Origin of the sequence: Pseudomonas sp. TNT2022 ID1044 (genome assembly GCF_028656895.1) — a bacterium.
In the GTDB taxonomy this organism is placed as follows: domain Bacteria; phylum Pseudomonadota; class Gammaproteobacteria; order Pseudomonadales; family Pseudomonadaceae; genus Aquipseudomonas; species Aquipseudomonas reinekei.
In genome coordinates this window covers 153109-177369 of the sequence record NZ_JAMDHB010000004.1, presented here as the reverse complement: position 1 = coordinate 177369, position 24261 = coordinate 153109, and the positions used below count along the sequence as shown (strand labels likewise).

The following is a 24261-nucleotide window of genomic DNA, read 5'->3' as shown; positions in this document are numbered from 1 at the left end:
TCTGGTTCGGCAGTATTTCCTGTAAGTGCGAATAGCGTCAGCAATACATTGTCGTGAACCGGAATCAATGCAGGGGCCGTGCCGGATTAGAGGGTTGCCGCACACCAAAGAAAAAATCTGGCGAAAGGTTGTTCAAAAATTCACCCGTCCCGGTATGATCGCGCGCCCTGATGCACACGCTGGTAACAACCGATGATGAAGCCCAACCTGATCGCCGCCGCGGAGATCGACCGACTCGATACCTGGGCAAAATATTCTGCCCCGATGTGCGGTTCGTGCATGTCCAGCTGCTGCACCCTGCCGGTCGAGGTCAAGATCAAGGATCTGATCCGTATCGGCGTGGTCGATGAATTCGAGCTGGGGGATCCGCCGAAGAACATCGCCAAGCGCCTGCAAAAGGAGGGCCTGGTCGAGCGGTTCAACCAGAAGTCGGGAATCTTCACTCTCCAGCGCATGAGCAACAACGATTGCCTGTACCTGGATCGTAAGAGCCGTCTGTGCACTATTTATGAAAAGCGCCCGGATACTTGCCGCAACCACCCGAAAATCGGTCCTCGACCGGGGTATTGCGCGTACAAGCCGAAGGAAGTGGTGCGCGAGCAGAGTTCGCGTTCGATCGAGCGGTTCTGATATTTCCTGAGATTTGTGGCGGCTGACAGGCCGCCATCGCTGGCAAGCCAGCTCCTGCAGTGATTGTTGCCGTACACAGATTTTATATACGACGCGAAACCTTGCAGGAGCTGGCTTGCCAGCGATGGGGCCAGCACAAGCACCGCACAAACCCCAGACAAACAAAAACGCCCCCGGCCTTTCGACCGGGGGCGTTTTCGTTCAGCCAGGGCTAAATCTTATGCCTTGGCTTTCTTGGCAGCGCGGGTACGCTCGCTTTCGTCCAGGATCTTCTTGCGAAGACGGATGGACTTAGGCGTCACTTCACACAGCTCGTCGTCCTGGATGAATTCCAGAGCCTGTTCCAGGGTGAAGCGAACAGGTGGAACCAGAGCGATGGTTTCGTCTTTACCCGAAGCACGCATGTTGTCGAGCTTCTTGCCCTTGGTAGGGTTAACGCCCAGGTCGTTGTCACGGCTGTTCAGACCAACGATCTGACCGTTGTAGATTTCCTGACCGTGTTCTACGAACAGCTTGCCACGCGCCTGCAGGGTTTCCAGGGAGTAGGTCAGTGCCTTGCCGGTTTCAACCGAAACCAGAACGCCGTTCTGACGGCCGGACATGTCGCCGGACTTCATCACGTCGTAACGGTCGAAGATCGAGGTCAGGATGCCAGCACCGTTGGTCAGGGTCAGGAACTGGTTACGGAAACCAATCAGGCCACGAGCAGGGATGTTGTATTCCAGACGTACACGGCCCTTGCCATCCGGCACCATGTTGGTCAGGTCGCCTTTACGCAGGCCCATCTCTTCCATCACCTTGCCCTGGGATTCTTCCGGCAGGTCGATGGTGACGTTTTCGAACGGTTCGTGCTTCACGCCGTCAACCAGACGGATGATCACTTCCGGACGGCCTACAGCCATTTCGAAGCCTTCGCGACGCATGGTTTCGATCAGTACCGAGAGGTGCAGTTCGCCACGACCGGAAACCTTGAACTTGTCAGCCGAGTCGCCTTCTTCAACGCGCAGTGCAACGTTGTACAGCAGCTCTTTGTCCAGACGTTCCTTGATGTTACGGGAAGTCACGAACTTGCCTTCTTTACCGCAGAATGGCGAGTCGTTTACCTGGAAGGTCATGGAAACGGTTGGCTCGTCGACGGTCAACGGCTTCATCGCTTCAACGGTGTCCGGGTGGCACAGGGTGTCGGAGATGAACAGCGAGTCCATACCGCTGATGCACACGATGTCGCCTGCAGCTGCTTCGTCAACGTCTACACGGTGCAGACCGTGGTGACCCATCAGCTTCAGGATACGACCGTTACGCTTCTTGCCGTCGGCGCCGATCGCGACAACCGGGGAGTTCGGCTTGATGCGACCACGGGCGATACGGCCAACACCGATAACACCCAGGAAGCTGTTGTAGTCCAGTGCGGAGATTTGCATCTGGAACGGACCGTCACGGTCAACAGCCGGCGCTGGTACGTTGTCGACGATCGACTGGTACAGCGGGGTCATGTCTTCAGCCATTTCGTTGTGGTCCAGACCGGCAATACCGTTCAGGGCCGAGGCGTAGACGACTTTGAAGTCCAGCTGTTCTTCGGTGGCACCCAGGTTGTCGAACAGGTCGAAGATCTGGTCCAGAACCCAGTCCGGACGCGCGCCTGGACGGTCAACCTTGTTGATGCACACGATCGGACGCAGGCCGGCTTCGAAAGCCTTCTTGGTCACGAAACGGGTTTGCGGCATAGGGCCGTCTTGAGCGTCAACCAGCAGCAGAACGGAGTCAACCATCGACATTACGCGTTCAACTTCGCCGCCGAAGTCGGCGTGGCCCGGGGTGTCCACGATGTTGATGTGGTAGCCGTTCCAGTTGATGGCGGTGTTTTTCGCCAGAATGGTAATACCGCGCTCTTTTTCCTGGTCGTTGGAGTCCATCACGCGCTCGTCGTTGAGCTCGTTGCGCTCCAGAGTGCCGGATTGACGCAGGAGTTTGTCTACCAGGGTGGTTTTACCATGGTCAACGTGAGCAATGATGGCGATGTTGCGTAGATTTTCGATCACTTGTGTATCTCGATCAGAGGATTCGGTGCGCTGACAAGTCTTGGCAGCGATTTACAGTAGAGTCAGGCCTTGCCGTTACAGCTTGACGGCGGCGTCGGGGGGCCGGTGACGCAAGCCACAGGCAAACAGCCCCGGGCACTTAGCTCGGTCGATAAACGCGCACATTGGCATGCCCCTCACTGAGCAAATGGTGGGCATGCAGGCGACTCATAACGCCTTTGTCGCAATAAAGCAGGTACTGGCGAGTAGGGTCCAGTTCCTTGAAACGAGCGTTCAGTGCATAAAACGGCATCGTTTGTACCTCGATGCCAGCGAGGTCCAGCGGGTCGTCTTCAGCAGCATCCGGATGACGGATATCGATGACGATCTGACCGGCCAGCGCTTCGCTGACTTCTTCAATTTGAACATCCTGGCCCAATTCATCGATCACGCGATCGATCGGCACCAGTTTGGCGTTTTCGAGCGCGCGCTCGAGTACCGCCATATCGAATTCTTTCTCTTCATGCTCGACGCGATGGCGCTTGGCTGCGGTCTTCGGATTGACCGAGATGACGCCGCAGTATTCCGGCATGTGCCGGGCGAAATCGGCGGTGCCGATTTCGTTGGCCAGGTCGATGATGTCCTGCTTGTGGCTGGCGATGAGCGGACGCAAGACCAGTTTGTCGGTCACGCAGTCGATCACGTTCAGGTTCGGCAATGTCTGGCTCGACACCTGGGAGATCGCCTCACCGGTCACCAATGCCTCAATGTGCAGTCGATCGGCAATTTGGGAAGAAGCGCGCAACATCATACGCTTCAATACTACGCCCATATGACTGTTATCGACTTTGCCGAGAATTTCTCCCAGCACTTCCTCGAACGGCACACTGACAAATAACACGCGTTGGGAGCTGCCGTACTTCTTCCAGATGAAATGCGCGACTTCCATAACGCCCAGTTCATGGGCTCGTCCGCCCAGATTAAAGAAGCAGAAATGCGCCATCAGGCCGCGTCGCATGATCTGGTAAGCCGCGACGGTGGAATCGAAACCACCGGACATCAACACCAGCGTCTGCTCCAGCGCGCCCAGCGGATAACCGCCGATGCCGTTGTGCTGGCTGTGGATGACAAACAACCGTTGGTCGCGAACTTCGATGCGGACTTCGATTTCAGGCTTTTTCAGGTCGATCCCGGCGGCACCGCACTGACGGCGCAACTGGCTGCCGACATATTTCTCGATGTCTATGGAGCTGAATGGGTGCTTGCCGGCGCGTTTGCAACGCACCGAAAAAATCTTCCCGGCCAGCGCATCGCCGTAATGCTGTTTGCACTTCTCAACGATGTCGTCGAAATCCCCCAGCGGGTACTCGTCGATTTGCAGGAAGTGCGCGATGCCCGGCATGCAACTCAGGCGCTCCCCCATCTCTTTCAGGGCCTTGGGGTCGCTGACACGGGTTTCCAGCTCGAGGTTGTCCCACACGCCGTTCACCACCACAGCCGGGTCCAGATCGCGGAGCACGGCACGGATGTTCTTGGCCAATTGGCGGATGAAACGCATCCGTACCGGGCGGCTCTTGATGGTGATCTCGGGGAAGACTTTTACGATTAATTTCATGGAAACAGCGCGCGCAGGGCCTGCCGAAAAAGGGGGGCGCGGATTATAGCGGAAATTGCTCAAGGTTTAACCAGTTAATGTGCAGAAGGTTTTGCACGCACCAAAACAGGTCACAGAGAGACTTGAGCGCTACATTAGGGGGCGCGAATTCCGGCTTTTATGCGTCTCGGGCCTCTATAAGCGTGAAATTGGGGCAAAAAACCCATGCTGGGGCACTGGCATGCAATTTGCTCCCTTGTGAGGCAGGTTGCCTTGGCAGAGTATTCGCGCCGGCATCACAAACATTTAAGGGCATCCACTACCAGCCCTAAGCCACCCGGAGGACACTATGTCGAAGTCGGTTCAACTCATCAAAGATCATGACGTCAAGTGGATTGATCTGCGGTTCACGGACACCAAAGGCACTCAGCACCACGTGACCATGCCGGCTCGCGACGCGCTGGATGAAGACTTCTTCGAAGTCGGCAAGATGTTCGACGGTTCCTCCATCGCTGGCTGGAAAGGCATCGAAGCCTCCGACATGATCCTGCTGCCGGACGACTCCACCGCCGTTCTGGACCCGTTCACCGAAGAGCCGACCCTGATCCTGGTCTGCGACATCATCGAACCTTCGAGCATGCAAGGTTACGACCGCGACCCACGCGCGATCGCCAAGCGTGCTGAAGAGCACCTCAAAGCCACCGGTATCGGTGACACCGCATTCGCCGGTCCAGAGCCAGAGTTCTTCATCTTCGACCAGGTGAAATTCAAGTCCGACATCTCCGGTTCCATGTTCAAGATCTACTCCGAACAGGGTTCCTGGATGTCCGACCAGGACATCGAAGGCGGCAACAAGGGCCACCGTCCAGGCGTCAAAGGCGGCTACTTCCCGGTTCCACCGTTCGACCACGACCACGAAATCCGTACCTCCATGTGCAACGCACTGGAAGAAATGGGCCTGACCGTCGAAGTTCACCACCACGAAGTGGCAACTGCCGGCCAGAACGAAATCGGCGTCAAGTTCAACACCCTGGTGAAGAAAGCCGACGAAACCCAAACCCTGAAGTACGTTGTGCACAACGTTGCTGACGCCTACGGTCGCACCGCGACCTTCATGCCTAAGCCGCTCTACGGCGACAACGGCTCGGGCATGCACGTTCACATGTCCATCTGGAAAGATGGCAAGAACACCTTCGCAGGCGAAGGCTATGCCGGCCTGTCCGATACCGCTCTGTACTTCATCGGCGGCATCATCAAGCACGGTAAGGCCCTGAACGGCTTCACCAACCCGGCGACCAACTCCTACAAGCGTCTGGTTCCAGGCTTCGAAGCCCCAGTGATGCTGGCCTACTCGGCCCGTAACCGCTCCGCTTCGATCCGCATTCCTTACGTGTCGAGCCCGAAAGCCCGCCGTATCGAAGCACGTTTCCCGGATCCGGCTGCCAACCCATACCTGGCTTTCGCAGCACTGCTGATGGCTGGCCTGGACGGCATCCAGAACAAGATCCACCCTGGCGACGCAGCTGACAAAAACCTGTACGACCTGCCGCCTGAAGAGGCGAAAGAGATCCCACAAGTTTGCGGCAGCCTGAAAGAAGCCCTGGAAGAGCTGGACAAAGGTCGTGCGTTCCTGACCAAAGGCGGCGTGTTCTCCGACGACTTCATCGACGCTTACATCGCCCTGAAAAGCGAAGAAGAAATCAAAGTACGCACCTTCGTACACCCACTGGAATACGAGCTGTACTACAGCTGCTAATCCGGTAGCGCCTGCGCAAGCGGCGTGACAAGAAAGGCCTCCTTCGGGAGGCCTTTTTTATGGACTTTTGATAACCCCGCAAATCATGCCCAAATGTTTAGCGACTTGGGTCTACTACCAACCCTGACCTATGCTGCAACCCAACGTTTTCGTTTCCGGTCGATTTTATGGGTCGTGGTTTTCTCTTCATTCTGCTGCTGATCGCCCTGCCCGCCGCAGCGCAGATCTACAAGTACACGGACGCCAACGGCAACACCGCGTACAGCAACCAGCCGCCCGATGGCGTGCGGGCGCAACCGGTCGAGTTGCCACCGCTCAACAGTGTTGAGCCCCAGGCAGCGCCCAGGCCTCCTACCCAACCCAACACCCGCGAACAGGCCAACAGCGTCTACGAGGTGCTCGAGCTTACGGGTCTGCCGACCACAGAAGCCTTGCGCGCCAACAACGGCACCTTCACCGTCAACGTGCTGATCAAACCACGCCTGCAAGGCCCGCACCTGTTCAGACTGGTACTGGACGACCAACCCTACGGCCAACCGGGCAACGTGCCGATCCTGCAGCTGGTGAACATCGACCGCGGCTTGCACAGCCTGGCGGTTCAGGTGATCGACGGCGACACCGTGGTCCAGCAAAGCCCTAGCGTGACGTTCACCGTGCAACGGGTGCACAAGCCTTGAAGGCCTGGCTGCTGATCGGCCTGCTGTTGGCCCAGCCGGCATCGGCGGAGGTTTTTACTTACATCGATGCGCAAGGCAATCGGGTTTTCACCGACCAGCCCAAACCCGGCGATGCCAAGCGCGTGCCGCTGGCAACCAGCAATCGAATGTCCAGCACAGCCTCCGTAGCGGCCCACACCGCCAGGAAAGCCGAGTACAGCCCTCTGTTCCACTACGACATGCTGCGAATTCTGGTCCCGGAGCCTGATGCCACGGTACGCAGCACTGCAGGTGAAATCATCGTCAGCATCAGCAGCGAGCCAGGCCTGCAAAAAGGCCATCGCTACCGGTTATTGCTAGATGGCCAACCCACGGCTGAGCCCGGCATTAGCCCGGTGTTCCCGCTGAGCAATATCGATCGCGGCACCCATCAGCTGTCCGTGGAAGTTCTCGACGAACAAGGCCGAACCGTCGAACGCACCGCCAATCAGCCATTCCACATGCAGCGCGTGTCCCTGGCGCAGAAGCGCAAGGTCAAACCCTGCGTGCTTACCGATTACGGTCAACGGCCGGAATGCCCGCTCGCCGACAAACCCGAAGAAGAAAAAAATCCGTTTCTGCGGCTCTTCTAACGCCACTCAGCTTTGCGCACTATATTGGTGCGATTGGTTGCACCTTCGCCAGATTCCAACCCATTTTGGTTCGAAACTACCCGCCGAAGGTGGCAGAACGCCACGCAATCGAGCGTCAAACGCCCGTTTCAGGCTTCCAACGCTTCTTTTCGGAGCCTTGGTTTGGTTTTTGCATTTTCCTCGCGTCAGCGCTTTTTTCTTGCGCATGCTTTGCCCTAAAAGAGGTCCCGATGACCATTAGCGACGCACTCCACCGTTTGCTACTCGACAACCTCACCACCGCGACCATCTTGCTCGATGCCGAATTGCGCCTTGAGTACATGAACCCAGCGGCGGAAATGCTCTTGGCCATTAGCGGTCAGCGCAGCCATGGGCAGTTCATCAGCGAGTTGTTCACCGAATCCACCGAAGCGCTCAATTCCTTGCGCCAGGCTGTCCAGCAGGCGCACCCGTTCACCAAGCGCGAAGCGATGCTCACCGCCCTCACCGGCCAGACCCTGACGGTCGATTACGCGGTCACGCCGATCCTGAGCAACGGCGACACCCTGCTGCTGCTCGAAGTCCACCCTCGGGATCGCTTGCTACGGATCACCAAGGAAGAGGCCCAGTTGTCGAAGCAGGAAACCAGCAAGATGCTGGTGCGCGGTCTGGCCCACGAGATCAAGAATCCACTGGGCGGCATTCGTGGCGCGGCGCAATTGCTGGCCCGTGAACTGCCGGAAGAAAGCCTGCGCGATTACACCAACGTGATCATTGAAGAAGCCGACCGCCTGCGAAATCTGGTCGATCGCATGCTCGGCTCCAACAAGCTGCCGTCGCTGGCCATGTGCAACGTCCATGAAGTGCTGGAGCGTGTTTGCCACCTGGTCGAAGCGGAAAGCCAGGGCTGCATTACTTTGGTGCGCGACTACGACCCAAGCATCCCCGACGTTCTGATCGATCGTGAGCAAATGATCCAGGCCGTCCTGAACATCGTGCGCAACGCGATGCAGGCCATCAGCAGCCAGAACGAGCTGCGCCTGGGCCGCATCAGCCTGCGCACCCGCGCCATGCGCCAGTTCACCATCGGCCACGTGCGCCATCGCCTCGTGACCAAGATCGAGATCATCGACAACGGTCCGGGCATTCCTGCGGAACTTCAGGAAACCATTTTCTTCCCCATGGTCAGCGGACGCCCGGACGGTACCGGACTCGGCCTGGCCATTACCCAGAACATCATCAGCCAGCACCAGGGCCTGATCGAGTGTGACAGCCACCCCGGCCACACCACCTTCTCGATCTTTCTGCCACTGGAACAAGGAGCCACATCGACATGAGCCGTAGTGAAACCGTGTGGATCGTCGATGACGACCGTTCTATCCGTTGGGTCCTGGAAAAAGCCTTGCAACAGGAAGGCATGACCACGCAGAGCTTCGACAGCGCCGATGGCGTGATGAGCCGCCTGGCGCGCCAGCAGCCGGACGTGATCATCTCCGACATCCGCATGCCCGGCGCCAGCGGCCTGGACCTTCTGGCGCGGATTCGCGAACAGCACCCGCGGCTACCGGTGATCATCATGACCGCGCACTCCGATCTGGACAGCGCAGTCGCGTCCTATCAGGGTGGCGCTTTCGAATACCTGCCCAAGCCGTTCGATGTCGACGAAGCGGTTTCCCTGGTCAAGCGCGCCAACCAGCATGCCCAGGAACAACAAGGCCTGGAAGTCGTTCCGCCCCTGACCCGCACCCCGGAAATCATCGGCGAAGCGCCAGCGATGCAGGAAGTGTTTCGCGCCATCGGGCGCTTGAGCCACTCCAACATCACCGTGCTGATCAACGGCGAGTCGGGTACCGGTAAAGAACTGGTGGCCCACGCCCTGCACCGCCACAGCCCTCGCGCGGCGTCGCCGTTCATTGCGTTGAACATGGCGGCGATCCCGAAAGACCTGATGGAATCCGAACTGTTCGGCCACGAGAAAGGCGCGTTCACCGGTGCTGCCAACCTGCGACGCGGACGATTCGAGCAGGCTGACGGCGGCACGCTGTTCCTCGATGAAATCGGCGACATGCCGGCCGACACCCAGACCCGCTTGCTGCGCGTACTGGCTGATGGCGAGTTCTATCGCGTTGGCGGCCACGTGCCAGTCAAGGTTGATGTGCGCATCATCGCCGCGACTCACCAGAATCTGGAAACCCTGGTGCACGCCGGGAAATTCCGTGAGGACTTGTTCCATCGCCTCAATGTGATCCGCATCCATATCCCGCGCCTGTCGGACCGTCGCGAAGACATCCCGACCCTGGCCAAGCACTTCCTCAGCCGCGCCGCGCAAGAATTGGCCGTAGAGCCGAAGCTGCTGAAAAGCGAAACCGAGGAATACCTGAAAAACCTGCCGTGGCCGGGCAACGTGCGTCAGCTGGAGAACACTTGCCGCTGGATCACGGTGATGGCCTCGGGTCGCGAAGTGCACATTGGCGACTTGCCGCCCGAGCTGCTGAGCCTGCCGCAGGACTCCGCGCCCGTCACCAACTGGGAGCAGGCATTGCGCCAGTGGGCCGACCAGGCGCTGGCACGCGGCCAGTCGAGCCTGCTGGACAGCGCCGTCCCGGCCTTCGAGCGAATCATGATTGAAACCGCCCTCAAGCACACCGCCGGCCGCCGCCGCGATGCCGCGGTTTTGCTGGGTTGGGGCCGCAATACCCTGACGCGCAAGATCAAGGAATTGGGGATGAAAGTGGATGGTGGCGATGATGATGAGGGGGATGAGGGCTGAACAGCCTTTAACTTTGCGCTGACCGTTACATCCCATCGCGGGCAAGCCCGCTCCCACAGGTTCTGTACCCATCCTGTGGGAGCAGGCTTGCCCGCGATGCTTTTTTAGAGATGGTATGCACCGACTGAATGCACCGTGAACCGCAATCGCGCACAGTATCTGATCCATCGGCCCGCCCTAAACCGCAAGAAAAACCCGTCTGCAAAAACACGAAAGCCCCGTTCTACGGGGCTTTCGTCGTTCTGATGTGCTTATTAATGACCAAATATTAAAACCTGGCACGCGCCCTGCAATACCCCTTTCAAGTGAATCAGTTCACCTACCCAGTTTCGGGGACCTTGGTACAGGCAGGCCGGGGATTCCCCTCTTTACATCGGGCTCACACCGCACAAGCGACGAGCCCACCCAGTTTTGGGGTCCTTGGTACAGGCAGGCCGGGGATTCCCTCTTTACACCGGGTTCACGACGCAATGCGCGAACCCTCCCGTTTTGGGGACCTTGGTACAGGCAGGCCGGGGATTCCCTCTTTTATTGCTCCCGGAGATGGATCTCCAGCCGCCAGCGGCCATCGACCTCACTACCGGCCCACTCACCTTGCAGTGGCCGGGCTGCCACCACCGTCAGCAACAATCCTCCATCACTCAACCGCACTCGCCAGTTCACGCTCTTGTCGTTGAGTTTGAGCTGACCTTGCTGAGCCTTGCCTTCAGCCTCGAACAATAACGCAACGCTGCCATCGACGATTTCGCCGTGGGTCTTGGGTTCGTTGTTGAACCACACCACCAGCCCGTCACTTGCCACTTCGATTTGCTGCAGTACGCCGGGGTCGGGCGTAGTCAGGCGACCGATCATCAGCCCCACCATCACCCCGACAATGGCCAGCGACATCATCACCCGCGGGAATAGTTTCGAACGAGAGTCGGCTTGCGGCGTAGAATGCCGCTCATCTTTACCTTCGGAGCCGTGCATGTTTCACGTCATCCTCTTCCAACCAGAAATTCCGCCGAATACCGGCAACGTTATCAGGCTGTGCGCCAACAGTGGCTGCCACCTGCATTTGATCGAACCGCTGGGCTTCGAGATGGACGACAAGCGCCTGCGCCGGGCCGGCCTCGATTACCACGAGTATGCCACCCTGCAGCGCCACGCGGATCTCGCCAGCTGCCTGGAAAGCCTCGGTCAGCCACGGGTGTTCGCATTCACCACCAAGGGTTCACGGCCATTCCACGATGCCAGCTTCGTTCCGGGCGATGCGTTCCTGTTCGGGCCGGAAAGCCGTGGCCTGCCCGCCGAAGTGCTGGACGCCCTGCCCGCCGAACAGCGCCTGCGCCTGCCGATGCGGGAAGGCTGCCGCAGCCTGAATCTGTCGAACACTGTCGCAGTGGCCGTGTACGAAGCCTGGCGCCAGAACGACTTCAAATAACACCCCGAAACAAATGTGGGAGCGAGCCTGCTCGCGAAAGCGGTGTGTCAGACAACATTGAAGTTATCTGACACTTCCTCTTCGCGAGCAGGCTCGCTCCCACAGGGGTGTTGCAAAACCGTTTATTGAACGGTTGGCGTCTCGCCCGCTGCCTGCATGCGTTGCAGCTCTTGCGCGTACAGTGCGTCGAAGTTCACCGGGGCCAGCATCAGTGCCGGGAACGAACCACGGGTCACCAGGCTGTCCAGGGTTTCGCGAGCGTACGGGAACAGGATGTTCGGGCAGAAAGCACCCAGGGTGTGACTCATCGAAGCGTCGTCCAGGTTCTTGATCAGGAAGATACCGGCCTGCTGCACTTCGGCGATGAACGCCACTTCGTCACCGTTCTTCACGGTCACCGACAAGGTCAGCACGACTTCATGGAAGTCAGATTCCAGAGCTTTCTGGCGAGTGTTCAGATCCAGACCGACACTCGGCTCCCACTGCTGGCGAAAGATCGCCGGGCTTTTCGGGGCTTCGAAGGACAAGTCACGTACGTAGATGCGCTGCAAGGAGAATTGCGGTGCGTTTTCTTCTTCGCTAGCTGCAGTGTTCTGTTGGTCAGTCATCTCAGATCCTTTCTGATCTTGGGCTTTTATAGGGTATGGAATTCAGGCCGTGAGCAGTGCGTCGAGCTTGCCGGCGCGCTCCAGGGCAAACAAATCATCACAACCGCCAACGTGGGTGCTGCCTATCCAGATCTGTGGCACGGATGTACGTCCGGCCTTCTGAGCCATAGCGGCACGCACCTGCGGCTTGCCATCGACCTTGATCTCTTCGAAGGCCACGCCTTTGTTCTCGAGCAGGTACTTGGCTCGGGAGCAATAAGGGCAGTAATCGCTGGAGTAGACGACGACGTTGCTCATATCACTTCACCAGCGGCAGATTGTCGGCTTTCCAGCTGGAAACGCCACCGGACAGCTTGGCGGCGGTGAAGCCGGCCTTCATCAGCTCGCGAGCGTGAGTGCCGGCGGTCTGGCCCATGGCGTCGACCAGGATGATGGTCTTGGCCTTGTGCTTTTCCAGCTCGCCAACGCGGGCGGTCAGTTTGTCGTGCGGAATGTTCAACGCACCGACAATGTGACCGGCGGCAAAGTCTTTGACCGGACGGATGTCGATCACCACGCCTGCATCTTTGTTGACCAGGCCGGTCAGTTCACCGGTGCTCAGGCTCCGGCCGCCGCCCTGCATCTGATAAGCAATCAGCGCGGCCAGCAGTACGACGAAGATACCGACGAGAATGTAGTGGTTAGTGGCAAATTCAATCAGGTGAGCAACCATCGAAGGAGGTTCCAGGGCGTTAAAATGTCGGCCAGTATACACAGCCACTATGGTGGGCCAAACCCCGTCCGGCGGTGACGTGGCCGGAACTTCGCTTTAAACTGCGACTCCCTTTTTCCATTACCCCTTTTACCTCAGCCACGAGTGGATTCCATGACTACCACGCCTAAACCTTTGGTCCTGATGATTCTCGACGGCTTCGGTCACAGCGATAACCCCGAATCCAACGCGATTTTTGCCGCGAAGAAGCCTGTGCTGGACCGCTTGTGGGCCACCGTGCCAAACGGCCTGATCTCGGGCAGCGGCATGGACGTCGGCCTGCCGGACGGCCAGATGGGCAACTCCGAAGTCGGCCACATGAACCTCGGCGCAGGCCGCGTGGTGTATCAGGATTTCACTCGCGTCACCAAGTCGATTCGCGACGGCGAGTTCTTCGAGAACCCGACCATCTGCGCGGCGGTGGATAAAGCCGTTGCTGCCGGCAAAGCCGTGCACTTCATGGGCCTGCTGTCCGATGGCGGCGTGCACAGCCACCAGGATCACCTGGTGGCCATGGCTGAACTGGCCGCCAAACGTGGCGCCGAAAAGATCTACCTGCACGCGTTCCTCGATGGCCGCGATACCCCGCCGAAAAGCGCAGAGTCGTCGATCGAACTGCTCGACGCGACGTTCCAGGCCCTGGGCAAAGGCCGCATCGCCAGCCTGATCGGTCGCTACTTCGCCATGGACCGTGACAACCGTTGGGACCGCGTGTCCCAAGCCTACAACCTGATCGTCGACGGTAACGGCGAATTCAACGCCGCCACCGCCCAGGAAGGCCTTCAAGCCGCTTACGAGCGTGGCGAGAGCGACGAATTCGTCAAAGCCACCTCGATTGGCGAACCGGTAAAAGTCGAAGACGGCGACGCCGTGGTGTTCATGAACTTCCGCGCCGACCGCGCCCGCGAACTGACCCGCGTGTTCGTCGAAGACGACTTCAAGGAATTCGAACGCAGCCGCCAGCCGAAACTGGCCGGTTTCGTCATGCTGACTCAATACGCCGCGAGCATTCCTGCACCCTCGGCTTTCGCCGCCGGCAGCCTGGAAAACGTGCTGGGCGATTACCTGGCGAAAAACGGCAAGACCCAACTGCGCATCGCTGAAACCGAGAAATACGCGCACGTGACCTTCTTCTTCTCCGGTGGCCGTGAAGAACCGTTCCCGGGCGAAGAGCGCATCCTCATCCCGTCGCCGAAAGTCGCCACTTATGACTTGCAGCCGGAAATGAGCGCGCCGGAAGTCACCGACCGCATCGTCGATGCCATCGAAAACCAGCGCTACGACGTGATCGTAGTCAACTACGCCAACGGCGACATGGTCGGTCACAGCGGCGTGTTCGACGCGGCGGTGAAGGCCGTTGAATGCCTGGACCAGTGCGTCGGCCGTATCGTCGAGGCGCTGGAAAAAGTCGGCGGCGAAGCGCTGATCACCGCCGACCACGGCAACGTCGAGCAAATGTCCGACGCCGCCACCGGCCAGGCCCATACCGCGCACACCACTGAACCGGTGCCGTTCATCTATGTCGGCAAGCGCGACCTCAAGGTCCGCGAAGGCGGCGTGCTGGCGGACGTGGCGCCGACCATGCTCAAGCTGCTGGGCCTGGAACAGCCGGCGGAAATGACCGGGACTTCGATTCTGGTTTAACCCGGCCGCACAAGCACTGAAATACCCTTGTAGGAGCTGGCTTGCCAGCGATAGCCATTTGACAGTCAGCATCTGTGCTGACTGATCCTCCGCCATCGCTGGCAAGCCAGCTCCTACAGTGTTTGTGGTGGTTTTGAAGACCAAATCCCCCCACATCCCTCTCCAGTTATCACACAGTCAAATTTGGGCATTTTTTTTGCCGTCCATGGCGGGCATACTAGGCCGTCCCTTTCCCTGGTGTCGCCCGCCTCTATGCTTCGCGTCCTGATAGCCCTTGCTCTGACTTGCCTGCTCCAACCGGCCTTCGCTGACGAGCGCACGCAAACCCAACAACAGTTGGACGCCACGCGTCAGGACATTGCCGAGTTGAAGAAACTGCTGGGCAAGCTGCAGGAAGAAAAAACCGGCGTGCAAAAAGATCTCAAGGGCACCGAGACCGAAATGGGCAAGCTCGAGAAGCAGGTCGACGCCCTGCAAAAAGAGCTGAAGAAAAGTGAATCCGAGCTGCAGCGGCTCGATGCGGAGAAAAAAAAACTCCAGAGCGCGCGCACTGAACAACAGCGACTGATCGCCATCCAGGCCCGTGCGGCCTACCAGAACGGCCGTCAGGAATACCTCAAGCTGCTGCTCAACCAGCAGAATCCCGAGAAGTTCGCCCGCACCCTCACCTATTACGATTACCTGAGCCAGGCCCGCATGGAACAGTTGAAGAACTTCAACGAAACCCTGCGCCAACTGGCCAATGTCGAAAAAGACATCGCCATGCAGCAAGCGCAGTTGCTGGTACAGAAAAGCAGCCTAGACACCCAGCGCGAAGAACTCGACAAAGTCCGCCAGGAGCGCCAGCAAGTCCTGGCCAAGCTCAATGCAGACGTGAAGGCCCGCGACCAGAAACTGGCAGCCCGCGAGCAGGATCAGGCAGACCTGTCTAAAGTCCTTAAAACCATTGAAGAAACCTTGGCTCGCCAGGCCCGTGAGGCAGAAGAAGCGCGACAAAAAGCGCTGATTGCCCAGCAGGAAGCCGAAAAAAAGCGTTTACGTGAGGCCCAGGCTCAAGCAGATGAGACTGACGCCCCACGCAAACCGGTTAAATCATCACCTGGCGCATTGGTTTCAAGCTCCGGCGAAACCTTCGGCGGTGCATTTGCGTCAACTCGCGGCAAACTTCCCTGGCCTGTCGATGGTCGACTGGTGGCACGCTTCGGTGAAAGCCGTGGCGACGATGCCCGGACCAAGTGGGACGGCGTGTTGATCGGCGCTTCAGCCGGTAGCACCGTACATGCGGTGCATGGCGGTCGTGTGGTGTTCGCCGACTGGCTGCGCGGCGCCGGGCTGCTGGTGATTCTCGACCACGGCAACGGTTTTTTGAGTCTGTATGGTCACAACCAGACACTGCTCAAGTCTGCGGGTGACGTGGTAAAAGCCGGTGAATCGATTTCCACTGTCGGTAACAGTGGCGGACAAAACACACCGGCGTTGTATTTTGCGATTCGTCAGCAGGGTCACCCGAGTGACCCGGCACAATGGTGTCGCGCGCAAGGATAAGCGCGCCATCCAATTCAGGAGTTCGTTCGACATGCTGCATTTGTCCCGCCTTACCTCGCTGGCCCTGACGATCGCCCTGGTGATCGGCGCGCCTCTGGCGTTTGCCGCTCAACCGGCCCCGGCGGTCGCGCCTGCGGGCACTGCTGCGACCACCAGGGCGCCATTGCCGCTGGAAGAGTTGCGCACCTTTGCCGAGGTCATGGATCGGATCAAGGCCGCTTATGTCGAACCGGTTGACGACAAGACCCTGCTGGAAAACGCGATCAAGGGCATGCTCAGCAACCTTGACCCGCATTCCGCCTACCTGGGGCCTGAAGACTTCGCTGAGTTGCAGGAAAGCACCAGCGGCGAGTTCGGCGGCCTGGGCATTGAAGTCGGCGCCGAAGACGGGTTCATCAAAGTGGTGTCGCCCATCGACGACACTCCGGCCTCCAAGGCAGGCATCCAGGCCGGCGACTTCATCGTCAAGATCAACGGCCAGCCGACCCGCGGCCAGAGCATGACCGAAGCCGTGGACAAGATGCGTGGCAAGATCGGCGAGAAAATCACCCTGACCCTGGTACGCGACGGCGGTACGCCGTTCGACGTGACCCTGGCCCGCGCCATCATTCAAGTGAAGAGCGTGAAGAGCCAGTTGCTGGAGTCCGGCTACGGCTACATCCGCATCACCCAGTTCCAGGTCAAGACCGGCGAAGAGGTCTCCAAGGCCCTGGCCAAGCTGCGCAAGGACAACGGCAAGAAGCTCAAGGGCATCATTCTCGACCTGCGCAACAACCCGGGCGGCGTGCTGCAATCGGCGGTTGAAGTGGTCGACCACTTCATCACCAAGGGCCTGATCGTTTACACCAAAGGCCGGATCGCCAACTCCGAGCTTCGCTTCAACGCCACGGGCAAGGACGAAAGCGAAGCCGTGCCAATGGTTACCCTGATCAACGGCGGCAGCGCCTCAGCATCGGAAATCGTCGCTGGCGCTCTGCAGGATCAGAAGCGTGCAGTGATCATGGGGACGCCAAGTTTCGGCAAAGGCTCGGTGCAAACCGTGCTGCCGCTGAACAATGATCGCGCCCTGAAAATCACCACGGCGCTGTACTACACGCCGAATGGTCGTTCGATCCAGGCCCAGGGCATCGTGCCGGACATCGAAGTGCGCAAGGCCAAGATCACCAGCGAGCAGGACAGCGAGTACTTCAAGGAGGCTGATCTGCAAGGTCACCTGGGCAATGGCAACGGCGGCGCCGACAGACCAAGCAGCTCTGGCGGCAAAGCCAAACCGATGCCGCAGGACGACGATTACCAACTGGCCCAGGCCCTGAGCCTGCTCAAAGGGCTGAGCATCACGTCCGGCCGCTGAGATGTTTCTGCGGTCAGCCCTGGCTCTGGTGTGCTGTCTGGCGGGCGTGGTTCACGCTACCCCCGTCACAGCAGCGCCACAAAAGGCCTATCTGAGTTTGATCATCGATGACCTGGGGCAGAGCCTGCCCCGGGATCGCCGCGTGCTGGCCCTGCCCGGCCCGGTGACCACGGCGATCATGCCCGACACACCCCACGCCACCGAATTCGCCCGCGAAGCCCATCGCGCTGGCAAAATCGTCATCCTGCATATGCCCATGGATCCGGCCACCGGGCCGTTTGCCTGGCATCCCGAGCTTCCCATCGAAGAGCTTGAGAAACGCCTGAACGCGGCGTTCAAAAGGGTCCCCTACACCGCCGGCATCAATAACCACATGGGCAGCCGCATGACCGCGCAACCCGCCGCCATGGCCTGGTTGATGGCGGACTTGCAGCGTCGTCATAAGTTCTTCGTCGACAGCCGCACCAGTGCGCAAACCGTGGCGGCGCAACAGGCACAGAAAATTGATCTGGCGAGCGTGTCGCGGGATGTGTTCCTCGATGATGAGCGCACTGAAGCAGCGATCTTCACACAGCTGCAGACAGCCATCAGCCTGGCGCACAAACAGGGCTCGGCGGTGATGATCGGGCATCCCTACCCGCAGACGCTGGCGGTGCTCGAGCGCGAGTTGCCCAAGCTCAAAGCTCAGGGCATTGACTGGATAGACATCAAACAGATGATCAGCGTGCGTGGCAATCGTGCTACGGCTGCCCATGGCAAGGACGGCGTTTACCGATGAAAAGATCGCAGCCTCCGGCAGCTCCACATTGAGATAGCGGGCACCCTACGGGCTGGCGAAGGCTGCGTTTTTTTGATTCCGCTTACAGGTACCGCGCCATGATCTCGTCCACCACGCCTTCCTTGCGCAGCTGATCCAGCGCCGCCTGCAGCTTGGCAACCGTTTCGTCCGGCACATCCTTGTTCAACGCCAGGTACAGCTCGGCGCTGTTGAAGCGCAATACAGTCTTGAGCCCGCTCACGCCTTCCTGACGCGCCAGGTAGCGCCCGGCGGGATCGCCAGTGGCCCACAGATCAATCTGGCCGCTGACCAGCTTCTTCGCGTTGTCCTGATCGCGCAGGACCAATACCGGCTTCAAACCTTGCTTGGCCAGGGTCATGGCAATGGCGTCGCCCTTGTACGCACCGATCTTGTACTTGCGCGCGTCATCCAGATTTTCGAGGGTGATTTTGCTGTCAGCCTTGGCCAGCATGATCCAGTCGTCCGGACCGATCGGCCCGACCCACTTGAAGAGTCTCTCGCGGTCGGGCAACCGCGCCATCACGAAGGCACCGTAACCGGGGTTTTCCAGGGCGAGTTTGTACACTCGCTCCCAAGGAAAGCGCAGGGTCAGGCTATAGGTGATGTCGGCACGCTTGAATATTTCGCGGACGATGTCCGTGGCGATGCCATCGATGTTCTCGCCCTGGGCGAAGTTCTTGCCGTTCTTCGCCATGTTGTACGGAGGGAAGTTCTCCGTCAGCAACACCACGTCGGTGTCGGGCCTGTCTGCGGCGTGCGCCGCACTGACGAACAACAGAGAAACGCTGGCGAGGGCAAAAAGAAGACGTTTAAACATGTCTGGCTACCGAAATCCATGGCGTGCCCAAGAGTGCCTTGAGCTCGCCATGATGTCTACTGGCCTGCATCGGTTTGTTTAGCGCATCACGATTGCGCGATGGGCCATGTAGGCCTTGGCTTCCTGCACGGTGTATTCGCCGAAGTGGAAAATACTCGCCGCCAGCACTGCGCTGGCGTGACCTTCGAGGATGCCGTCGGCCAGATGCTGCAGGTTGCCGACACCGCCGGACGCGATCACCGGAATGCCCAGCGCATCGCTGATGGCGCGGGTCACGCCCAGGTCGAAGCCGTTTTTCATGCCGTCCTGGTCCATGCTGGTCAGGAGGATTTCACCGGCACCGAGGCCTTCCATTTTCTTCGCCCACTCGACCGCGTCGAGGCCGGTCGGTTTGCGACCGCCGTGGGTGAAGATTTCCCAGCGCGGGGTTTCGCCCGGACCGGAAACTTTCTTTGCATCGATGGCAACAACGATGCACTGCGAGCCGAAATGCTGAGCGGCTTCGCCGACGAATTCCGGATTGAACACCGCTGCGGTGTTGATCGACACCTTGTCCGCGCCGGCATTGAGCAGGTTGCGGATGTCTTGCACGGTGCGTACGCCACCGCCCACGGTCAGCGGGATGAATACCTGGCTGGCCATGCGCTCGACGGTATGCAGCGTGGTATCGCGACCGTCGACGCTGGCGGTGATGTCGAGAAAGGTAATTTCGTCGGCACCCTGCTCGTCATAACGACGGGCAATTTCCACCGGGTCACCGGCGTCGCGGATGTTTTCGAATTTCACTCCCTTGACCACCCGGCCGTTGTCCACGTCCAGGCAAGGGATGATGCGTTTGGCCAGCGCCATGGTCAGTCCTCAGCCTTTGTACGAATCGCAGAAAGCTTGCGCTTCAGCGACGTCGAGGGTGCCTTCGTAGATCGCCCGGCCTGTGATCGCACCGATGATGCCTGGCGCCTTGGCGTCGAGCAGGGTCTTGATGTCACCCAGATTGTGGATGCCACCGGAAGCGATCACCGGGATCGATGTGGCAGCGGCCAGCGCAGCGGTGAACGGCACATTGCAGCCCTGCATCATGCCGTCTTTGGCGATGTCGGTATAAACAATGGCGGACACGCCGTCGGCTTCAAATTGTCTGGCCAGGTCGATCACCTGGATGGTGCTGATTTCAGCCCAGCCGTCGGTGGCGACGAAACCGTCCTTGGCGTCCAGACCGACGATCACTTTGCCCGGGAAAGCACGGCAGGCTTCGGCGACGAAGGCCGGATCTTTCACGGCTTTGGTGCCGATGATCACGTAGCTCACGCCAGCCTTGACGTAGTGCTCGATGGTTTCCAGGGAACGGATACCGCCGCCGATCTGGATCGGCAGGTTCGGGTAGCGCTTGGCGATCGCGGTGACCACTTCGCCGTTGACCGGCTGGCCTTCGAACGCGCCGTTCAGGTCGACCAGATGCAGACGACGGCAACCGCCCTCCACCCACTTGGCAGCCATGCTCACCGGGTCATCGGAGAACACTGTGGAATCTTCCATGCGGCCCTGGCGCAGACGAACACAGGCACCGTCTTTAAGATCGATAGCGGGAATAATCAGCATCTGGCAAACCTTCAAATTCGAATGTTCAGCTTGGCTCGAAAATCAGTTTTTCTCGAGCGCCCACAGGTCGCTTTCGATGCTTTCGAACCTCTCTTTGAGATGCGTCTGCACATCGAAAATCGCCCTGTTGTAATAGTGCGGAGCAATTTCACGGGTAAACAGCTCAAGAATCTCAGCCGCCTCGAACGAACCGAGGTCGAGTTCAAAGCGGTCTTCCATGAAACGCTTGATCTTGCTGTTGGCCTCGTTCTCCTGCTCGGGAGTGAGGGTCAGGATCGGCGGCCTGGATTTCTTGACGGCCATTTACCAGCGACCGTCCCACGCAGCGAAGTTCTGCAGCAATTGCAGGCCATGGGTATGGCTTTTCTCCGGGTGGAACTGCACGGCGAAACGCGAACCATCGGCCAGCGCTGCAGCGAAATCGACACCGTAATGCCCGCCACCCACCACCTGACGCGCGTTGGCGGCGGCGATGTAGTAGCTGTGCACGAAGTAGAAACGCGCCATGTCCGGAATGTCGTGCCACAGCGGGTGACTGACCTTCTGCTTCACTTCGTTCCAGCCCATGTGCGGGACTTTCAGGTGTTCGCCGTCTTCATGCAGGTCTTTACCGAAGAACTTCACCGCGCCCGGGAACAGGCCGATGCAATCGACACCGTCGTTCTCTTCGCTGGTGTCGAGCAAGGCTTGCATGCCGACACAGATGCCAAGGAACGGACGGTCCTGACTGACTTCACGCACCAGCGAATCGAAACCGAGGCGACGGATCTCCGCCATGCAATCGCGAATCGCACCGACGCCGGGGAAAACCACCCGGTCGGCTTCGCGAATTACGTTGGCATCGCTGGTGATCAAAACCTTGCCGGCACCGACGTGCTCGAGGGCCTTGGCCACCGAGTGCAGGTTGCCCATGCCGTAATCGATTACCGCGACTGTCTGCATTACAGAACGCCCTTGGTCGATGGCATTTGCCCGGCCATGCGGTCATCGAGCTCAACGGCCATGCGCAGGGCGCGGCCGAAAGCCTTGAACACGGTTTCGATCTGGTGGTGGGTGTTGTGCCCGCGCAGGTTGTCGATGTGCAGGGTGACGTTGGCGTGGTTGACGAAGCCCTGGAAGAACTCCTGGAACAGGTCAACGTCGAAGCCGCCGACGGTGGCGCGGGTGTACGGAACGTGCATCTGCAGGCCTGGACGGCCAGAGAAGTCGATCACGACGCGCGACAGCGCTTCATCGAGCGGCACGTAGGCGTGGCCGTAGCGACGGATGCCTTTCTTGTCGCCGATGGCTTTGGTGAAAGCCTGGCCGAGGGTGATACCGACGTCTTCCACGGTGTGGTGGTCATCGATATGCAGGTCGCCCTTGCTGACAATATCCAGGTCGATCAGCCCGTGACGGGCGATCTGGTCCAGCATGTGCTCAAGAAAAGGAACACCGATATCGAATCGGGCCTTTCCGGTGCCATCAAGGTTGATCGAGGCTTTGATCTGGGTTTCCAGAGTGTCGCGCTCGACAGACGCCATACGTTCGGCCATCACCAGCTCCGCAAAATCATTGGGCGAAAAAGGCAGCCATTATAGGGGCGCGGGCGCGAAACAGAAACACGGGAGGTGATATCGCTGACGGAGTGAATCCGATGCTGTCGGGGATAGACATGTCCATACAAGCCGCTTGCACACACCACAAAACAAATGTGGGAGCGAGCCTGCTCGCGAAGAGGCCTTCACATTCGACATCTCTGTCGACTGTCAGACCGCATTCGCGAGCAGGCTCGCTCCCACAAGGGGTGATGCGTTTACCGCTTACTTAGTGAAACAGTACTGCCGTTTTCTGCAGAGTCACCCACACACCCCACGCCAACGGAATACCCACCGCCAGCCAGGCAGCAATCGCCAGAGGCTTGGAGCCCGGCGCAGCTTTCCACTCCAGCGAAGTGCTGGCGTCAGCGCCTTTGTCGTGACCCAGCGCCTGTTCGGCAGCCAGTTCAGCGTCGGTCATGAAGTACTTGTCAGCCACCGGACGCACCAGCAGGTTGCAGATGAAACCCAGCACCAGCAGGCCGGCGAGGATGTACAAGGTGATGTCGTACGCTGCCGCACGCTCAACGCCGATGCTCAGCTGATACTCACGCAGGTAGTTCACCAGTACCGGACCCAACACACCCGCCGCAGCCCATGCGGTCAGCAGGCGACCGTGGATCGCGCCGACCATTTGCGTACCGAACAGATCCGCGAGATACGCAGGAACCGTGGCAAAACCGCCGCCGTACATCGACAGGATGATGCAGAACGCCGCCACGAACAGGGCAACGTTGCCCAGGTGACCTAGGTTCGGAATCAATGCGTACAGCGCAAAGCCCAGGGCGAAGAACACGAAGTAGGTGTTTTTGCGACCCAGGTAGTCCGAGAACGATGCCCAGAAGAAGCGGCCACCGATGTTGAACAGGCTCAGCAGACCGGTGAAACCGGCAGCGATCGCAGCGATCGAAGCCAATTGACCTGCATCCAGCTGACCAAACGGCAGGTCATTACCCAGCAATTTGCCGCCGAACACTTCCTGCAGCAGCGGCGAGGCCATACCCAGGATGCCGATACCGGCCGAAACGTTCAGGCACAGCACCAGCCACACCAGACGGAATTGCGGAGTTTTCCACGCCACGTTCACGTGCACGTGACGGTGGGTGATCATCGCGTTCGAGGCTTTTTTCACCGGAGCGGTCCAGCCTTCAGGCTTCCAGCCGGTCGGCGGCACGCGGTAGGACAGTGCGCCACCGATCATGAACACGAAGTAGATCGCGGCCATTGCCACGAAGCTCTGCCATACGCCAACGCCTTCTGGCGAACCGAAGTGGCTCATCAGGGCAGTCGCCAACGGTGCACCGACCATCGCGCCGCCGCCGAAGCCCATGATCGCCATGCCGGTCGCCATGCCGCGCTTGTCCGGGAACCACTTGATCAGGGTCGACACCGGCGAGATGTAACCCAGGCCCAGGCCGATACCGCCGATGACCCCGGAGCCGATCCACATCAGCCAGATCTGGTGCGTGTAGATGCCCAGTGCCGAAATCAGCAGACCGCCACACCAGCACAGTGCCGATACAACACCGGCCTTGCGTGGCCCGGCGTGTTCCAGCCAGCCGCCCCAAATGGCTGCCGAGCAACCCAGGAAGATGAAGAACAGGGTGTAGATCCAGCCGAGCATCGAGATCGGCCAGTCGCATTGCGAAGAAAAGACTTGAGCGATGAAGCTCATGTCCGGCGCGCAGGCCATCGGTTTAGTGATGCCCAGCGCCTTGGACAGTGGCAACCAGAACACCGAGAAGCCGTAGGCCATGCCGATGCACAGGTGGATGGCCAGAGCGGCCGGTGGTACCAGCCAACGGTTGAAACCGGGCTTGGCGATGATGCGTTCCTTGGACAGGAACGCGGGCTGGTCGGCATAGCCGTCCGCCGCGATACTCGTGGTCATTGTGTATCCCCAATTATTAGAATGGTTCGTCAGCCACTCTTCACCCCCAGCCTTTATGCGCACGCATGACTGTTTTTTAAGGTGAAGCTCCATCTTGGTGCGGCATCAAGTCGCAGAAGGACCGACGAACGAGCGAAGGTTACCATTTGCACGTGACAGAAAAACCAAAGTGATATCAGTTTTTTGTACGTTATCCGATCTCTGACACGCAGGAACCACCCGCC

The 24261-nt window shown here is 59.2% G+C and carries 24 protein-coding genes; 11 read left to right on the top strand and 13 right to left on the bottom strand.

All coding sequences use genetic code 11. From position 1 onward, the window contains the following. Window positions 1–192: 192 nt before the first annotated feature. Complete coding sequence (locus tag M5G20_RS07080; RefSeq protein WP_150735507.1) at window positions 193–630, top strand: YkgJ family cysteine cluster protein; 438 nt, start codon at window positions 193–195, stop codon at window positions 628–630. Window positions 631–848: 218 nt separating this feature from the next. On the opposite strand, the gene typA is transcribed toward M5G20_RS07080, so the two are convergent. After that, entirely contained in the window at window positions 849–2669 is a 1821-nt protein-coding gene (typA, locus tag M5G20_RS07075; RefSeq protein ID WP_034148560.1) for a translational GTPase TypA, read from the bottom strand. Between the two features lie 139 nt (window positions 2670–2808). Continuing rightward, complete coding sequence (gene thiI / locus M5G20_RS07070; protein ID WP_075947182.1) at window positions 2809–4263, bottom strand: tRNA uracil 4-sulfurtransferase ThiI; 1455 nt, start codon at window positions 4261–4263, stop codon at window positions 2809–2811. Window positions 4264–4591: 328 nt separating this feature from the next. Between thiI and glnA the strand changes: the two genes are divergently transcribed. From glnA to ntrC, 5 genes are all read left to right on the top strand, one after another. After that, entirely contained in the window at window positions 4592–5998 is a 1407-nt protein-coding gene (gene glnA / locus M5G20_RS07065; RefSeq protein WP_273918526.1) for a type I glutamate--ammonia ligase, read from the top strand. Window positions 5999–6165: 167 nt separating this feature from the next. After that, window positions 6166–6675, top strand: a complete 510-nt coding sequence (locus M5G20_RS07060; protein WP_273918525.1) for a DUF4124 domain-containing protein — start codon at window positions 6166–6168, stop codon at window positions 6673–6675. Beyond that, complete coding sequence (locus M5G20_RS07055; protein WP_273918524.1) at window positions 6672–7286, top strand: DUF4124 domain-containing protein; 615 nt, start codon at window positions 6672–6674, stop codon at window positions 7284–7286. The genes M5G20_RS07060 and M5G20_RS07055 overlap by 4 nt, the downstream gene beginning before the upstream one ends. A gap of 230 nt (window positions 7287–7516) precedes the next feature. Then, the gene (gene glnL / locus M5G20_RS07050; RefSeq protein ID WP_056852211.1) at window positions 7517–8602 is read left to right on the top strand and encodes a nitrogen regulation protein NR(II); all 1086 of its coding nucleotides are present in this window, start codon (window positions 7517–7519) and stop codon (window positions 8600–8602) included. Then, window positions 8599–10035: a nitrogen regulation protein NR(I) gene (gene ntrC, locus M5G20_RS07045; protein WP_273918523.1), complete on the top strand. Its 1437-nt coding sequence runs from the start codon at window positions 8599–8601 to the stop codon at window positions 10033–10035. The genes glnL and ntrC overlap by 4 nt, the downstream gene beginning before the upstream one ends. 528 nt (window positions 10036–10563) lie before the next feature. Here the strand turns inward: ntrC and M5G20_RS07040 are convergent. Continuing rightward, window positions 10564–11004, bottom strand: coding sequence for a hypothetical protein (locus M5G20_RS07040; protein WP_273918522.1), 441 nt, complete (start codon window positions 11002–11004; stop codon window positions 10564–10566). On the opposite strand from M5G20_RS07040, the gene M5G20_RS07035 reads away from it, so the two are divergent. Continuing rightward, the gene (locus M5G20_RS07035; RefSeq protein WP_075947176.1) at window positions 11003–11458 is read left to right on the top strand and encodes a tRNA (cytidine(34)-2'-O)-methyltransferase; all 456 of its coding nucleotides are present in this window, start codon (window positions 11003–11005) and stop codon (window positions 11456–11458) included. The genes M5G20_RS07040 and M5G20_RS07035 overlap by 2 nt on opposite strands. A gap of 122 nt (window positions 11459–11580) precedes the next feature. On the opposite strand, the gene secB is transcribed toward M5G20_RS07035, so the two are convergent. The 3 genes from secB to M5G20_RS07020 are packed head-to-tail and all read right to left on the bottom strand — an operon-like array spanning window position 11581 to window position 12778. After that, on the bottom strand, window positions 11581–12066 hold the full coding sequence (gene secB / locus M5G20_RS07030; protein WP_056852207.1) for a protein-export chaperone SecB: 486 nt from the start codon (window positions 12064–12066) through the stop codon (window positions 11581–11583). Window positions 12067–12108: 42 nt separating this feature from the next. Further along, window positions 12109–12363 carry a glutaredoxin 3 gene (gene grxC / locus M5G20_RS07025; RefSeq protein ID WP_273918521.1) on the bottom strand — a complete coding sequence of 85 codons (255 nt, stop codon included), beginning with the start codon at window positions 12361–12363 and terminating at the stop codon, window positions 12109–12111. A 1-nt stretch (window position 12364) separates the two neighbouring features. Then, window positions 12365–12778: a rhodanese-like domain-containing protein gene (locus tag M5G20_RS07020; RefSeq protein ID WP_273918520.1), complete on the bottom strand. Its 414-nt coding sequence runs from the start codon at window positions 12776–12778 to the stop codon at window positions 12365–12367. 153 nt (window positions 12779–12931) lie between these two features. Between M5G20_RS07020 and gpmI the strand changes: the two genes are divergently transcribed. The 4 genes from gpmI (at window position 12932) to M5G20_RS07000 (ending at window position 18135) form a co-directional block, all read left to right on the top strand. Beyond that, window positions 12932–14461 carry a 2,3-bisphosphoglycerate-independent phosphoglycerate mutase gene (gene gpmI / locus M5G20_RS07015; RefSeq protein WP_273918519.1) on the top strand — a complete coding sequence of 510 codons (1530 nt, stop codon included), beginning with the start codon at window positions 12932–12934 and terminating at the stop codon, window positions 14459–14461. Between the two features lie 252 nt (window positions 14462–14713). Then, on the top strand, window positions 14714–16006 hold the full coding sequence (locus tag M5G20_RS07010) for a murein hydrolase activator EnvC family protein (RefSeq protein WP_273918518.1): 1293 nt from the start codon (window positions 14714–14716) through the stop codon (window positions 16004–16006). Window positions 16007–16037: 31 nt separating this feature from the next. After that, window positions 16038–17357, top strand: coding sequence for a S41 family peptidase (locus M5G20_RS07005; RefSeq protein ID WP_273918517.1), 1320 nt, complete (start codon window positions 16038–16040; stop codon window positions 17355–17357). Window position 17358: 1 nt separating this feature from the next. Beyond that, entirely contained in the window at window positions 17359–18135 is a 777-nt protein-coding gene (locus M5G20_RS07000) for a divergent polysaccharide deacetylase family protein (protein WP_273918516.1), read from the top strand. An 82-nt stretch (window positions 18136–18217) separates the two neighbouring features. On the opposite strand, the gene M5G20_RS06995 is transcribed toward M5G20_RS07000, so the two are convergent. From M5G20_RS06995 to M5G20_RS06965, 7 genes are all read right to left on the bottom strand, one after another. Next, window positions 18218–18973, bottom strand: coding sequence for a substrate-binding periplasmic protein (locus tag M5G20_RS06995; RefSeq protein ID WP_273918515.1), 756 nt, complete (start codon window positions 18971–18973; stop codon window positions 18218–18220). Window positions 18974–19051: 78 nt separating this feature from the next. Next, window positions 19052–19822 (bottom strand): imidazole glycerol phosphate synthase subunit HisF, encoded by a 771-nt coding sequence (gene hisF / locus M5G20_RS06990; protein WP_053153159.1) that lies wholly within the window; start codon window positions 19820–19822, stop codon window positions 19052–19054. A 9-nt stretch (window positions 19823–19831) separates the two neighbouring features. Continuing rightward, window positions 19832–20569 (bottom strand): 1-(5-phosphoribosyl)-5-[(5-phosphoribosylamino)methylideneamino]imidazole-4-carboxamide isomerase, encoded by a 738-nt coding sequence (gene hisA / locus M5G20_RS06985; protein WP_273918514.1) that lies wholly within the window; start codon window positions 20567–20569, stop codon window positions 19832–19834. A gap of 42 nt (window positions 20570–20611) precedes the next feature. Beyond that, window positions 20612–20872, bottom strand: coding sequence for a DUF2164 domain-containing protein (locus tag M5G20_RS06980; protein WP_150735498.1), 261 nt, complete (start codon window positions 20870–20872; stop codon window positions 20612–20614). After that, entirely contained in the window at window positions 20873–21511 is a 639-nt protein-coding gene (gene hisH / locus M5G20_RS06975; protein ID WP_008080553.1) for an imidazole glycerol phosphate synthase subunit HisH, read from the bottom strand. It abuts the gene before it with no gap. Then, a complete protein-coding gene (gene hisB, locus M5G20_RS06970; RefSeq protein WP_007939452.1) occupies window positions 21511–22104 on the bottom strand; it encodes an imidazoleglycerol-phosphate dehydratase HisB in 594 nt (197 codons plus the stop codon). Before hisB ends, hisH begins: the two co-directional genes overlap by 1 nt. A gap of 271 nt (window positions 22105–22375) precedes the next feature. Further along, the gene (locus M5G20_RS06965; protein ID WP_273918513.1) at window positions 22376–24037 is read right to left on the bottom strand and encodes an OFA family MFS transporter; all 1662 of its coding nucleotides are present in this window, start codon (window positions 24035–24037) and stop codon (window positions 22376–22378) included. Window positions 24038–24261: the final 224 nt, after the last annotated feature.